This window comes from Brevundimonas sp. GW821-FHT09G01 (assembly GCF_059416065.1).
Genome location: NZ_JBWKOL010000005.1, coordinates 109,588 through 123,418, shown reverse-complemented (window position 1 = coordinate 123,418; position 13,831 = coordinate 109,588). Strand labels below are relative to the sequence as shown.

10 protein-coding genes and 1 tRNA gene are annotated in these 13,831 nt (G+C 69.9%); 6 read left to right on the top strand and 5 right to left on the bottom strand.

What is annotated here, in order from left to right:
• Positions 1-59: 59 nt before the first annotated feature.
• Both AC07NB_RS11370 and AC07NB_RS11365 read left to right on the top strand, forming a co-directional pair.
• Positions 60-1,943: a ribonucleoside-diphosphate reductase subunit alpha gene (locus tag AC07NB_RS11370; protein WP_492312184.1), complete on the top strand. Its 1,884-nt coding sequence runs from the start codon at positions 60-62 to the stop codon at positions 1,941-1,943.
• 207 nt (positions 1,944-2,150) lie between these two features.
• The gene (locus AC07NB_RS11365; protein ID WP_492312183.1) at positions 2,151-3,023 is read left to right on the top strand and encodes a lipid A-modifier LpxR family protein; all 873 of its coding nucleotides are present in this window, start codon (positions 2,151-2,153) and stop codon (positions 3,021-3,023) included.
• Between the two features lie 89 nt (positions 3,024-3,112).
• On the opposite strand, the gene AC07NB_RS11360 is transcribed toward AC07NB_RS11365, so the two are convergent.
• Complete coding sequence (locus AC07NB_RS11360) at positions 3,113-4,882, bottom strand: gamma-glutamyltransferase family protein (protein WP_494571065.1); 1,770 nt, start codon at positions 4,880-4,882, stop codon at positions 3,113-3,115.
• A 184-nt stretch (positions 4,883-5,066) separates the two neighbouring features.
• On the opposite strand from AC07NB_RS11360, the gene AC07NB_RS11355 reads away from it, so the two are divergent.
• Together AC07NB_RS11355 and AC07NB_RS11350 are read left to right on the top strand one after the other, a co-directional pair.
• Positions 5,067-5,143: transfer RNA gene (locus tag AC07NB_RS11355), tRNA-Arg, on the top strand.
• A gap of 423 nt (positions 5,144-5,566) precedes the next feature.
• Positions 5,567-6,340, top strand: coding sequence for a helix-turn-helix transcriptional regulator (locus AC07NB_RS11350; protein ID WP_494571064.1), 774 nt, complete (start codon positions 5,567-5,569; stop codon positions 6,338-6,340).
• On the opposite strand, the gene AC07NB_RS11345 is transcribed toward AC07NB_RS11350, so the two are convergent.
• On the bottom strand, positions 6,332-7,411 hold the full coding sequence (locus tag AC07NB_RS11345) for a helix-turn-helix domain-containing protein (RefSeq protein ID WP_494571063.1): 1,080 nt from the start codon (positions 7,409-7,411) through the stop codon (positions 6,332-6,334). The two genes, AC07NB_RS11350 and AC07NB_RS11345, sit on opposite strands and share 9 nt — an antisense overlap.
• A gap of 127 nt (positions 7,412-7,538) precedes the next feature.
• Between AC07NB_RS11345 and AC07NB_RS11340 the strand changes: the two genes are divergently transcribed.
• Both AC07NB_RS11340 and AC07NB_RS11335 read left to right on the top strand, forming a co-directional pair.
• Entirely contained in the window at positions 7,539-8,702 is a 1,164-nt protein-coding gene (locus AC07NB_RS11340; RefSeq protein ID WP_494571062.1) for a DNA cytosine methyltransferase, read from the top strand.
• Between the two features lie 71 nt (positions 8,703-8,773).
• Positions 8,774-9,205, top strand: coding sequence for a surface-adhesin E family protein (locus tag AC07NB_RS11335; protein ID WP_494571061.1), 432 nt, complete (start codon positions 8,774-8,776; stop codon positions 9,203-9,205).
• Between the two features lie 60 nt (positions 9,206-9,265).
• Here AC07NB_RS11335 and gyrB read toward each other — a convergent pair whose 3' ends face one another.
• The 3 genes from gyrB to AC07NB_RS11320 all read right to left on the bottom strand — a co-directional run bounded on the left by gyrB (position 9,266) and on the right by AC07NB_RS11320 (position 13,823).
• On the bottom strand, positions 9,266-11,704 hold the full coding sequence (gyrB, locus tag AC07NB_RS11330; RefSeq protein ID WP_291837566.1) for a DNA topoisomerase (ATP-hydrolyzing) subunit B: 2,439 nt from the start codon (positions 11,702-11,704) through the stop codon (positions 9,266-9,268).
• A 563-nt stretch (positions 11,705-12,267) separates the two neighbouring features.
• Positions 12,268-13,392, bottom strand: a complete 1,125-nt coding sequence (gene recF / locus AC07NB_RS11325) for a DNA replication/repair protein RecF (protein WP_494571060.1) — start codon at positions 13,390-13,392, stop codon at positions 12,268-12,270.
• A complete protein-coding gene (locus AC07NB_RS11320) occupies positions 13,389-13,823 on the bottom strand; it encodes a hypothetical protein (protein WP_494571059.1) in 435 nt (144 codons plus the stop codon). Before AC07NB_RS11320 ends, recF begins: the two co-directional genes overlap by 4 nt.
• Between the last annotated feature and the right edge of the window lie 8 nt (positions 13,824-13,831).

The following is a 13,831-nucleotide window of genomic DNA, read 5'->3' as shown; positions in this document are numbered from 1 at the left end:
GGTCTTGTGGTTCGGAGCGCGGGGATACCTCTTAGATTTTTGTTCAGGGCGACGATCAAATGGCTGGCGGCGAAGCGTTGAAGACGATGGAATTCCAGACGGTTGCGGACGCCGACGGCGAAGCCCGCCCGCATCTGTCGGTCGTTCCCTCGATCCAGATCGACCGTTCGCGGGATGATCTGCTCACGGACTTCGGCAAGAAGACCCTCGAGGACCGCTATCTGCTGGCCGGCGAGAGCTACCAGGACATGTTCGCCCGGGTCGCCACGGCCTTCTCGGACGACGCCGAGCACGCCCAGCGCGTCTACGACTATATGTCGAAGCTGTGGTTCATGCCGGCGACCCCGGTGCTGTCGAACGGCGGCGCGGATCGCGGCCTGCCGATCAGCTGCTTCCTGAACGCGGTCGGCGACTCGCTGGACGGCATCCAGAGCGTCTGGAACGAAAACGTGGCCCTGGCCTCGAACGGCGGCGGCATCGGCACCTACTGGGGCGGCGTCCGCTCCATCGGCGAGAAGGTCAAGGGCGCGGGCCAGACCTCGGGCATCATCCCCTTCATCCGCGTGATGGACTCGCTGACGCTGGCGATCTCGCAGGGCTCGCTGCGCCGCGGCTCGGCCGCCGTCTACCTGGACATCCACCACCCGGAGATCGAGGAGTTCCTCGAAATCCGCAAACCGTCGGGCGACTTCAACCGAAAGTCCCTGAACCTGCACCACGGCATCTCGATCACCGACGCCTTCATGGAGGCGGTTCGCGACGGCAAGACCTTCGACCTGCTGTCGCCCAAGAACAAGGAAGTGATGAAGACGGTCGACGCGCGCGCCCTGTGGCAGAAGATCCTCGAGATCCGCCTGCAAACCGGCGAGCCCTACCTGATCTTCTCCGACACGGTGAACCGGCAGATGCCGCAGCACCAGAAGGACCTGGGCCTGTCGGTCAAGCAGTCCAACCTGTGCGCCGAGATCATGCTGCACACCGGCCGCGACCACCTGGGCGTCGACCGCACCGCGGTCTGCTGCCTGTCCTCGGTCAACGCCGAGACCTTCCTGGAGTGGCGCGAAGAGCCCAAGTTCATCGAGGACGTGATGCGCTTCCTCGACAACGTGCTGGAAGACTTCATCCGCCGCGCCCCGCCCGCCATGGCCGCCGCCGTCTATTCGGCCAAGCGCGAGCGTTCGGTAGGCCTGGGCCTGATGGGCTTCCACTCCTTCCTGCAGGGTCAGGGCGTGGCCTTTGAAAGCGCCATGGCCAAGTCGTGGAACATGCGCCTGTTCAAGCACCTGCGCCGCGAGGCCGACAAGGCCAGCCGCCTGCTGGCCGAAGAGAAGGGCGCCTGCGAGGACGCCGCCGAGCGCGGCGTCATGGAGCGCTTCTCGCACAAGCTGGCCATCGCCCCGACCGCCTCGATCTCGATCATCTGCGGCGGCACCTCGGCCGGCATCGAGCCGATCCCGGCCAACATCTACACCCACAAGACCCTGTCGGGCTCGTTCGCGGTCAAGAACCCCTACCTCCAGCGCCTGCTGGGCGAGAAGGGCATCGACACCGAGGCGGTGTGGAACTCGATCCTCGAGCACGAAGGTTCGGTGCAGCACCTGGACCAGCTGAGCGAGGACGAGAAGGGCGTGTTCAAGACCGCCTTCGAACTGGACCAGCGCTGGGTCGTCGAACTGTCGGCCGACCGCGCCCCGGAAATCTGCCAAGCCCAGTCGATCAACCTGTTCATCCCCGGCGACGTCGATAAGTGGGACTTGCACATGCTGCACTGGCGCGCGTGGGAGACCGGCGTGAAGTCGCTCTACTACCTGCGCTCCAAGTCGGTGCAGCGCGCGTCCTTCGCGGGCTCGGAAGACAAGGTCGAGGCCGAGGTCGATCCGAACCAGCCGGACCTCTTCTCGGCGGCCCGCACCGACTACGACGAGTGCCTGGCCTGCCAGTAAGGCCTCCGACATCGCCATGAGACAGGAACCCGCCCGGCCCCGCCGCGGCGGGTTCTCTCTTGTCGCCCTGACGGGAAGCGGCGTCCGTCAGGAACCGCGTCCAAAGGCTGACGTTCAAGGGGCGGAAGAGTGTCGTGAAAATGTCTGTTGGCGGGCCGCCCCGGATCGTGCAGGGTCGAGGCTGTTAACGGACTGAGGGGACCGTTGATGCGTATTACGGCCATGGCCGGACTTCTGGTGTTCGCAGCCTGCACGGCCCCGGCCGTCGCGGGCGAAGCCGTGTCCGGACAGGTCGCCGTTCCGGATCCCTGGGCCGTGGCCCGCGACCGGCCCACCAACGTCTCCGACCTTCTGACCCAATTGGACCGCGAGGAGCGCTTCGCCGAGGCGGATGCGCGCGGGTTCGACACCGTCGCCGACCGCACCGGCTATGCGCCGCGCGACCGCGCCTCGCCCTGGGCGGCGTCCAACCGGGACGTCTGGTTCGAGGGCGGCGCCTACAACGACCGCCTGCGCCTGCGCACCGAGGGCCGCGTCCGCCGCGAGGACGGCGCGCCCCTGCCTCCGGGACCGCTGGATCCCGCCGCCTATGACGCCGAGCACTATGACCTGACCTATGTGCGCGGCTGGACCGAGACCCTGGGCCAGACCGGCTCGGGCCTCGACGTCACCCTGACGCCGCATATCGGCGTGGGCGTGGGCAGCCGCGGCGGCTCGACCGAGGCCGGCGCCACCCTGCGCATCGGGCCGGATCTGGATCGGATGGTGCCCGACGGGACGGAAGCCTTCGGCGAGCGCCAGCGCTGGTACATCTACGCCGCCGGTTCGGGCCGGGCCGTCGGCTACAACTTCGCCCGCAACCGCGACGGCGACTACGCCCGCTCGGGCGTCAGCCATGACAGCGGCAACTTCATGGGGGACGCTTCGATCGGCGTGGCCATGCGCCGGGGCGCGGTCCAGAGCTCGGTCGGCCTGGTCTATCGCGAGATCGGCGTCGAAGGCCTGCGGGCCGGGCCCGGGGTGGACACCGACGTGTCCGAGGGGCTGATCGCCTTCCAGCTGAGCATCAAGCCCGAGTGAGGCAGTAGGGAATAGGCAGTAGGCAGTAGGCCCGCTGCTCGTCCGCCTCGGCCTTCCCTATCGCCTATCCGCCTACTGCCCATTGCCTCCTACTGCGTCCTCGCCACGCCCTCGCGCCGGTCGTCCGCCGCGCCGTCCCAGGCCCATTGGCCGTCCGCCCGCTGCCGCCAGAGGCCGCCGTGCAGGCCGGAGTTCTCACTGGCGTTGGGACGCAGGGTGATCCCGCCGGCGTTCAGGCCGTCCCGCAGCGCGGGGCTGAAGCGGTCCGTGTCGGCGCCGAAGCCGTCGCCGCGCGCCACCAGATTGGGCAGGGCGAAGGCCTCCGCGACCGGCATGTTCCAGTCCAGCACGGCGATCAGGGCCTTGGTGTTGTAGGCCAGGATCGAGGGACCGCCGGGCGAGCCGAAGGCGCCGACCAGCCGGCCTTCGCGGTCCAGCACGATAATGGGCGACATCGACGAGCGCGGCCGCTTGCCCGCCGCCACCGCATTGGCCGCGGGGCCGCCGTCGGCGCGGGCGGGCGAGAAGGAGAAGTCGGTCAGCTGGTTGTTGAGGAAGAAGCCCGCCGCCATCCGGCCCGAGCCGAAGATGCTCTCGACCGTGGTGGTCATGCTGACCGCGTTCCCGGCCGCATCGACGATGACCATGTGGCTGGTGCCCGCGGGCTCACGCGTGGCGTCCGGTCCGGTCAGCGCTCCGCCCGGCGGCGTGCCCGACTGGGCGGCGCCGGTCAGGCCGGGGGCCAGGGCCGCGCGTGAGGCGACATAGGCCGGGTCCAGCAGCCCCTGCACCGGCACACCGACAAAGGCCGGATCGCCGACATAGCGGTCGCGGTCGGCGTACATCAGCCGCTGCAGCTGGGCGAAGGCGGTCCAGGCGGCGACGCTGTCGGGGCCGGCGTCGATGTCCGGCGTACGCTCGGCCATGGCCAGCAGCTGCAGCACCGCCACGCCCGAGGACGGCGGCGGCGGCACGCAGACCACATAGATGCGGTAGGGGCGGCACAGGGCTCCACGCTCGATCGGCTGGTAGGCGGCGATGTCGGCGGCGGTCAGGGCGCCCGGGCGGGGGTCCTGCGCCACCGTGGCGGCGATCTCGCGCGCGATGCGGCCGCGGTAGAAGACCTCTGTCCCCTGCGCCGCCAGATCAGCGACGGTGCGGGCGTACTCGGGGTTCTTCAGGGTGTCGCCGGCGACGTAGCGGGATCCGTCCGCCTTGGTGAAATAGGCGTCGGCCCAGCGGGTGCGAGCCTGCCCCCGGGTCAGGGCGATCATGCCGGCGAGGCGCGGACTGACCGTGAAGCCGTCCCGGGCCAGACGCTCTGCGTCGCCGAACAGGGCGCTCCACGGCAGGCGGCCGTGTTCCTTCTGGGCCATGGCCAGCATGGACACCGCGCCGGGCGCGCCGGTCGAGCGGCCGCTGAGCACGGCGGACATGACGTCGAGCGGCTGACCGTTCTCGTAGAACAGTTCGGGCGTCGCGGCGGCGGGGGCGGTCTCCCGGCCGTCGTAGCTGGTCACCTCGCCCGTGGCGGCGTCATAGACCATCATGAAGGCGCCGCCGCCCAGGCCGGACGACTGGGGCTCGACCAGGCCCAGCACCGCCTGAACGGCCACGGCGGCGTCGACCGCCGAGCCGCCCGCGTTCAGGACCCGCATGCCCGCCTCCACCGCCAACGGATTGGCGGCGGCGATGAACGGCCCCTTGGCCTGCGGGGCGACGGGAGCCTGGACCGCCGCCACGGACGCGGGCGCCGGGGCGGCGGGAGCGGTCCAGCCCGTACAGCCCGACAGCGCCATCCCGAGAACGACGGCGGTCGCCGCCAGCACACGCAAGGGACGGGTCGGACGAAACGGCATGGAGAACTCGGCTGATGCGGCGGGGAGGAACGCCCTAAATCGGGGCGGCACCCTGCCGCTTCAACGCTCCGAACGAAACCCCTGACGCGCCCGCCATGAAATCGTCCCGGAAAACAGTCGATCCGGGTCTTGCCCCCCCGGCATACGTGGGGTAGAGACCCGCCCTCGCCGTTCGCGGCCGTGCGCACCCGTAGCTCAGCTGGATAGAGCACCAGACTACGAATCTGGGGGTCAGGAGTTCGAATCTCTTCGGGTGCGCCATTCGCTTCTTCTGGATCCGTGATCCAGGCCGGAGCCATCCCTTCCAGACATGACGATCCCGGCTCACGCCTTCAGCGCATCGCGTTCTGAAGGTGTCCCGGCGGCGTCCGCCGCGACACGCGACCCAGGCTATGCGGCGGCGGCGATGAGGGCGTTGTCGATCTCGTCAGCGCGCCGGGCGGCGAGGCGCTGGAGATGGGGTCCGGACAGCGGGCGAACACAGGCCTTGCCAGACGCCTCGCCGAGCCGCTCGCCATGCCCGTCCGTCCCAACCGCTTGTCCCGGCGTTCCACCGTCGGCGCCTCGCTTTCCTGTTTCAGGATAAGGACTTGCGAGGATCGCGCGGCGTCCGGCATGGTTCCCCGCCGGCATCGGGCGGGGATCCGTTCCGCGGCCTCGGCGGCCTGATGAATGGGGAGCAGTATGAGCGCGTATCAGGGGGCTTCCACGGCGTCGGCCGACGCCGGACCGGCCTCCTGGGTCTTCCTCGATCGCGAGGCCCTCTCCGCGCCGGATGCTGGGTCGGAAGAGCGCGTCGGCCTGGTGGTCGACGGGTGCGGTGATACGGCGCGGCTGCGCATGGGCGCGCTGTCGGCGCTGGAGCCCGAACCCGACGGCGGCGGGCGGCTGATCCTCGCCACGGACCGCGCCTCGGCGCCGAAATGGCTGGCGGATCTGAAGCCCTTGCGCCCGGTTACGCCCTCGGCCTTCACCACCCTGATCATCAACCTGATCGAGGAGTTGGCCGGGCTGGCCGCGAGCCCCCGCGCCGACGACGCCTCCGTGGTGGTGGAGTCCATCCTGATGCTGGCGCGAACCGCCCTGGAGCGGCCTCCGGAGCCGGCCGCCCCAGCGGGGATGGCGGGCGATCCGGAGATGCTGGCCGCCGCGCGGCTGATCGAGGAGCGGCTGCTGGATCCGGACCTGGACGCCGGCAGTCTGATGCACGCCCTCGGCCTTTCGCGCTCCAGCCTGTATCGGGCGTTTCAACCCGTCGGCGGGGTGCAGGCCTACATCCGGCAAAGGCGGCTTGAGCATGCCCGCGACCTGCTGATGCGCCGGACCGGACCGCGTCCGACCGTGAGCGAGGTGGCCCAGGCCTGCGGCTTCGCCAGCGATTCCCACTTCAGCCGCGCCTTTCGCAAGGCCTTCGGCTCGTCGCCCGGCGCCCGGCGCGAGAGCGAACCGTCAGGCTGAGCGCAGGACCCGCGGCGCGCGCGCGCCGAGCGTCGTGCGGCCGCGCAGCCAGTTGACCACCATGTCGTGCCGGAAGGGGCCGCGCGGGGTCTCGGCGAGGGCCCGGGTCTCGAGCCGGCGCGCCGCCATCTCTCCCGGCGCATGGCCGAACCGTTCGCGGTACAGGCGGGCGAAATGGGCCGCGCTGGCGAAGCCGTGGCGATAGGCGACCTCGGCCACCGTCTGGCGGCGCGGGTCCCGGCCGCCGAGCGCCGCGCGCGCGCCGTCCAGCCTCAGGTCCAGCATGTAGCGACGCAGGCCGCCCGGGGCGAAGGCGCGGAACAGGGTGGTGCGCGACACCCCCGACGCGGCCGCGATGTCCTGCACCGTCAACTGGGGGTCGAGCAGCCGCTGGCGCATGAAGCGGGTCGCGCGGTGGCGGACCGTGGCGTGGATGGCGGACAGTTGCTCGGGCGTGGCGGTGCTGTGACGGCCCACGGCGCGTTCGGCGATGAGCAGGGCGGCCTCGACGGCGGCCGCGCCCTCGTCATGGCGCAGGCCCGAAGCCGTATCGGCCAGCAGGCACAGGTGGCTGGCCAGAAGCCGGCCCATCGGATTGTCGGGCGAGATCGCCAGCCCGTGAATCCTGCCGTCGCGCATCCACAGCGGCGCGGCGATGCGGGGGATCATCAGGGTGACCAGATCGATGGCCTCGGCCCGGGACACCGACGGCCGCGAGAGATCGCGGAAATGGATCGATCCGGCCGAGGAGCGGATATCGGCGCCGTCGGCGTCGCCGACCAGCGGCGCGAACAGGACGAAGACGTTGATGGCGTCCAGCCCGGACGCGCGCACCGTGCCGGCTGTGCGGCGCAGGGTCTGCGGCACCGAATAGCCGCGCGCGATGCTGCCGTTGTCGAAGACCGAGCCCATGGTGCGGCTGACGAAGCCGGCGCGGGCGTCCGGGTCGACGCCCTCGACGTCGTAGATGTCACGCATGCTCTGGTGATAGCCGTCGAACGCATCCGGGTCGGACTGCGTCGTGACGTCCCACGAATACGAGACGGGGCGGGAGCGATCGTCGACCGGCACAGGGGACTCCAGAACGCGCCGAGAAAGCCACGTTTCCGTTGTCGGATCAACGCACTTCGCCTTCCGGGCGGGTTTGGAGGGCGCTCTGGTGGACCCGGCGCCGCCGAGGCCGCAGACTGTGCGCCGAATGATCGAATCGCCCCGCTCCGCCGCCTTCGAGGCCTATGAGTTCTTCGCCGGCGGCGGGATGCTCCGCGCCGGGCTGGGCGAGCGCTGGCGCTGCACCTTCGCCAACGATATCGACCCGCAGAAGGCCGTCGCCTATCGCGCCAACTGGGGTGGCGAGGAACTGGCGGTCGGCGACATCGGCGCGGTGACGCCCGCCGACCTGCCGGGGCAGGCCGATCTGATGTGGGGCTCCTTCCCCTGCCAGGACCTGTCGCTGGCGGGCGCGGGGGCCGGGCTGGGCGGAGCCCGCTCGGGGACCTTCCACGCCTTCTGGGATCTGGCCAGAGGCCTGGCGCGCGAGGGCCGGGGCCCCAGGATCGTGGCCATCGAGAATGTCTGCGGCGCCCTGACCTCGCGGGGCGGGCGGGATTTCGAGATCCTGTGCCGGACCTGGGATGAGGCGGGCTACGCCGTCGGGGCCCTGGTGATCAACGCCGACCGCTTCGTGCCCCAGTCGCGGCCGCGTCTGTTCGTGATCGGGGTGCGCGGCGACGTGGCCATCGACCCGGCCCTGCTGGCCGACGGAGCGGAAGCGCCCTTCCACCCGGCCAATCTGCGGCGGGCGACGGAGCGGCTGCCCGAGGCCCTGCGCCGGCGGATGCTGTGGTGGCGGCTGCCCGAACCGGTCGAACCGGTGGCCGGCCTGGCCGCCGTGACCGAAACAGACGGCGCTCACCTGAACTGGCATTCCGAGGCGCAGACGGCGCGGCTGCTGAGCCTGATGTCGCCGGTCAACCGGGCCAAGGTCGAGGCCGCGCGCGCGGCGGGCGGGCGTCAGGTCGGCGCCCTGTACCGACGCACCCGGCGCGACGCGGACGGCCGCCGGCTGCAGCGGGCCGAGGTGCGCTTCGACATGGCCGGCTGCCTGCGCACGCCGGGCGGCGGCTCCAGCCGCCAGACCCTGCTGGTGATCGAGGCGGGGCGGGTCCGTTCGCGGCTTATGACGGCGCGGGAGACGGCCCGGCTGATGGGCCTGCCGGACGCCTATCGCCTGCCCGGCTCGTACAGCGCCGCCTGCAAGCTGACCGGAGACGGGGTGGCCGCGCCGGTGGTGCGGCATCTGGCCCGCTGGCTTTTCGAACCGCTGGCGGGAACGAAAGGCGCGGCCCGCGAGGCGGCCTGAGCTCACTCCGCTTGCCAAACGCCGCGTCTGGCGCATCATGGCGGACAAAGAGGATCTGGGGAGATCATCCAATGAAATTCATGCTGATTGCCGCGGTCGCCCTGGCCACGACGGCGACGCCTGTCCTGGCGGAAAACTGGCAACCCTATTCGAGGACCGCGGCGCGGGCCTATCTGACCGACGTGGACAGCATCGTCGTCACTGACGCGATCACGTCGATCCGCGCCGCCTCGGTGCCGATGACGGCGCCGCCGGGCGACCTGACCCATACCGAAGAGACCTATCAGTTCGACTGCGCGGCCGGAAAATGGCGGACCGCCGGGTCCAGCGAGTTCGAGGCCGACGGCACCCACGAGGACTATCCCGAGGATGGCGCCGCCTGGGAGCCGCTGCGGCCGAACACCAATCCCGACTTCCTGAAGCAGATCGCCTGCGACGGCTCGCGGTCGAGCTCAGGCTCCTTCCCGACGATCCGGGCCTTCATCGAAGCCGGACGGCCGTAGCCCTTCTGAGCGGAACGGAATCCAGGCCTCGATGGACGCTGCCCATCGAGGCCGATTTCGTTAAGCGTCGACGGCGGCGTCCAGGGCGTTTTCCTGGATGAACTCGCGGCGCGGTTCGACCACGTCGCCCATCAGCTTGGCGAAGAGGTCGGAGGCCTCTTCCTCGTGCGCGACGTTGACCTGCAGCAGGGTGCGGGCGTTGACGTCCAGCGTCGTCTCCCACAGCTGCTCGGGGTTCATCTCGCCCAGGCCCTTGTAGCGCTGGATGGCGATGCCCTTCTTGCCCGCGTCCAGAACGGCCTCGAGCAGGTCGAGCGGACCGCGGATGGTCACCGACTTGTCCTTGCGGCGGAAGACGGCGGGCTTGTCGAACAGGCCCTCGAAGGCGGTGGCGCGTTCGGCCAGACGGCGGGCGTCCAGCGACCGGATCAGGGCCTCTTCCAGCACGATGCGCTCGGTGACGGCGCGGCGGACGCGTTCGAAAGCCACGGCCCCCTGGGCGCCCGGACCGCCGGTCCACGGACCGTCGCCCTCCTCGGCATAGAGGTTCAGGCGGGCGGCGGCCTTGACCGGATCCCCGCCCGCTTCCGCGAACAGGCCGGCCAGGGCCGATTGCTCGATGGCGAAGGTCGGCGCGCGCTGGCTGAGGCGATCGACCCCAGCCTTGAAGGCCTTGGCCTCGCGCACCAGCGCCTGCAGGTCCAGGCCGGTGCGGCGCTCGCCCGTGGGCAGGTCCAGCTCGGCGTCGGAGGAGCCTTCCTCGATGAGGTAGGAGTCCATCTCCGTCTGGTCCTTGAGGTAGCGCGACTGCTTGCCCTTGGAGACTTTGTAGAGCGGCGGCTGGGCGATGTAGACGTGGCCGCGTTCGATCAGCTCCGGCATCTGACGGTAGAAGAAGGTCAGCAGCAGGGTGCGGATGTGGGCGCCGTCGACGTCGGCGTCCGCCATCAGGATGATCTTGTGGTAGCGCAGCTTGTCGGCGTTGAAGTCGTCGCGGCCGATGCCGGTGCCGAGCGCCAGGATCAGGGTGCCGATCAGTTCCGACGACAGCATGCGGTCGAAGCGGGCGCGCTCGACGTTCAGGATCTTGCCGCGCAGGGGCAGGACGGCCTGGTTCTCGCGGTTGCGGGCCTGTTTGGCCGAGCCGCCGGCGGAGTCGCCCTCGACGATGAACAGTTCGGACTTGGCCGGGTCGCGTTCCTGACAGTCGGCCAGCTTGCCGGGCAGGGAGCTGATCTCCATCGCCGTCTTGCGGCGGGTCAGGTCGCGCGCCTTGCGGGCGGCTTCACGGGCGGCGGCGGCCTCGATGATCTTGCCGACCACCAGCTTGGCCTCGACCGGGTGTTCCTCGAACCAGGTGGCGAGGCCTTCCTGGCACAGGCCCTCGACGGCCGGGCGGACTTCGGACGAGACCAGCTTGTCCTTGGTCTGGGAGCTGAATTTGGGATCCGGAACCTTGACCGACAGGACGCAGGTCAGGCCTTCGCGGGCGTCTTCGCCGGAGACCGAGACCTTCTCCTTCTTGGCCGCGCCGGCGGCCTCGATATAGCCGCCCATGACGCGGGTCAGGGCCGCGCGGAAGGCCGACAGGTGGGTGCCCCCATCCCGCTGCGGGATGTTGTTGGTGAAGCACAGCATGGTCTCGTGGTAGCTGTCGTTCCACCAGAGGGCGAGATCGAGCTCGATGCCCTCCTTCTTGCCGCGGATGACGATGACGTCCTTGAGGATGGGCGACTTGGACTTGTCCAGGTGGCGCACGAAGGCCTCGACGCCGCCCTCGTAGTGCAGGATCTCCTCGAACTTCTCGGCGTGCCGGTCGTCGCGCAGCTTGATGACCACGCCCGAGTTCAGGAAGGCCAGCTCGCGCAGGCGGTGCTCCAGCGTCTTCAGGTCGAAGTCGATGTGCGAGAAGGTGGTCAGCGACGGGAAGAAGGTGACCTGGGTGCCGGTCAGAAGCTCCCCGGCCTTGGCGCCCTCGGTGCGGATGGGGGCGTCGCCGGTGACCTTCAGGCTCTCGGCGGTGTCGCCGCGCTCGAAGCGCATCTCGTGGCGCTTGCCTTCGCGGAAGATGACCAGCTTCAGCCAGTCGGACAGGGCGTTGACGACCGAGACGCCGACGCCGTGCAGGCCGCCGGAGACCTTGTAGGAGTTCTGGTCGAACTTACCGCCCGCGTGCAGCTGGGTCATGATGACCTCGGCCGCCGAGACGCCTTCCTCGGCGTGGATGGCGGTGGGGATGCCGCGACCGTTGTCGGTGACGGTGACCGAGCCGTCGGCGTTCAGGATGACCTCGACCAGGTCGGCGTGACCGGCCAGGGCCTCGTCGATCGCGTTGTCGACCACCTCATAGACCATGTGGTGCAGGCCGGAGCCGTCGTCGGTGTCGCCGATATACATGCCGGGGCGTTTGCGCACGGCGTCCAGGCCCTTGAGGACCTTGATGGAGTCGGCGCCGTATTCGGCCGGGGCGACAGCGTCGTCGGGGGTCTGATCGGTCATTCAATCGGTCGGTAAAGCGGCCCGGCGAAGGGCCCGGAAGGCGGCGCGAATCCGATCCGCGCCGAAGCAGTCAGAATATAGGAAATTTCCACGGGAATGCGAGGTTTTAAGGGCGTTTCCGGTGGGCGGATCCGCCCCCTTCGGACCGGCGTCGGGGCCCCGCGCCGGCGCATCGGATCGTGGAGGGTTCGGGCGGCGAAAACGCGTTTCCAAAGTCGGCTAAAACATAAACTACGATATCCGCGACGGACGGGATGGACGGAGTCTAGCGGGGCCTCCTTCCAAGGCGGGCTCAGGTCGGTGGACGACGATTTTCTTTTTTAAGAACATGAGCTTGTGCGGCCAGAATGTGCGCGCTCAGGATGAACCGCCGCGTATCTTTTGAGGATGGAGGTCCGGATCTCCCTCCCCCTTGTGAGGAGGGATGTCGGCGCGCCGGCGACGACAGGGTGGGGTGCGTATCCGAGCGCTCGGTTCCCCACCCGTCCTCGCTGCGCTCGGCCACCCTCCCCAGGAGGGGAGGGAGAACGCCCGCGCCAGACTTCCGGGTCTGGCCTGGACGCTCAGCCGAAGCCGCCGTCCGCCACCGGCACGAACTGGGCGCGGCCCTGGAGAGGGGCGAACAGATCGGCCTCGGTACCGGTCATGAAGGCCTGCAGACCCAAGGCTTCGATCTCGTCGAACAGGGCGGCCCGACGGGCCGTGTCGAGGTGGGCCGGGGCCTCGTCCAGGAGCAGGACGGGGGCCGCGGCCTGGCCCGAGAGACGGGCGATCTGGGCCAGGATCAGATTGAGGACGAGCGCCTTCTGCTCGCCCGAGGAGCCTTCGGCGGCGGGGCGGTTCTTCTCGCGGTGCAGGGCGGTCAGGTCGGAGCGGTGCGGGCCGAACAGGGAGCGGCCGGCGGCGGCGTCGCGCGGACGGGACCGCGCCATGCCCTCGCGGATGGAGCCGGCGATGGCTTCGGCGTCGGCGCCCGAGGCGGCCAAAGCCTCGGCCTCGCCGGCCAGGCCGAGATCGGCCTGGGGGAAGAGGCGGTCGCCGCGGGTGTCGATGGCGGCCTGGAGCGTGGTCAGGGCGGCGGCGCGGGCCATGGCGGCGGCGGCCCCGGCCTCGCCCAGCCGGATCTCCAGCGCGTCCAGCCACAGGGGATCGGCGGGTCGGCCTTCGGCGCCGTCAGTGAGCAGGCGCAGCCGCTCGCGCAGGGCCTTCTCGTAACCGGAGACGGCGGCGGCGTGATCGGGATTGGCCGCGAAGACCAGCCGGTCGAAGAATTTCAGCCGCTCGGCCCGCGCGTCGGAGAACAGCCGGTCCTGCTCGGGCGTGGCCCAGACAGGACGCAGATAGTCCAGCAGGCGGCCGGGCTGGGCCGTCTCGCCGTCGATGCGGACGATGCGGCGGGCGGCGCCGGGGCTCTGAACCCCGGTGCCCAGCTTCGTCTCGTCGCCGTCGCCGGTGAGGACCGCGGCCACGGCCCAGGCGCGGCCGGTCGCCTCCCCCGGCTCGCGGCGGCCCATCTCGGGCGCGGAGGCCCCGCGCAAGCCCTTGCCGGGGGTGAACAGGCTGAGCGCCTCCAGCAGGTTGGTCTTGCCCGCCCCGTTCGGCCCGTGAAGCACCACCGACCCCGCCGCTATGGGCAGGGTGGCCGCTGCATAGGAGCGGAAGTCGGTGAGAGTGAGAGAGGTGATCACGAGTAGAAGACCCGCCATTCCTCGAGAAGATCCACCAAACGGTATATCGATCCGCGCCATCCGCCACCGAGATCGCCCCAGCGCCACACAACACGCCACGACGAGGGGAATGTCCCGGTCGCGGCCTTCACACGTCGTCCGGTGAAACTGATCCGATCCCCATAACGGGTCGAAACGACAAGGAAGCGGTCCACATCGCGCCACTCCACAAAGAGAGGCGAACCGACGAGGCGCGAATATTTCAAGCCCTCACGAGTGAGTTCAAGACGCTTGGGTCGAACCGCCCGAAAGATGCATACCGCCGTCATGCAGCCGAACAGCATGAACAGGAAAAAGCCGAACCAGCTTCGCGGATAGACGCCCCCGGCAATACAGATCGGCAGGGCGAACGCCGCCCCGAGTCCGTATTCCCATCGTGAACTCAGGATCACATGGTGCG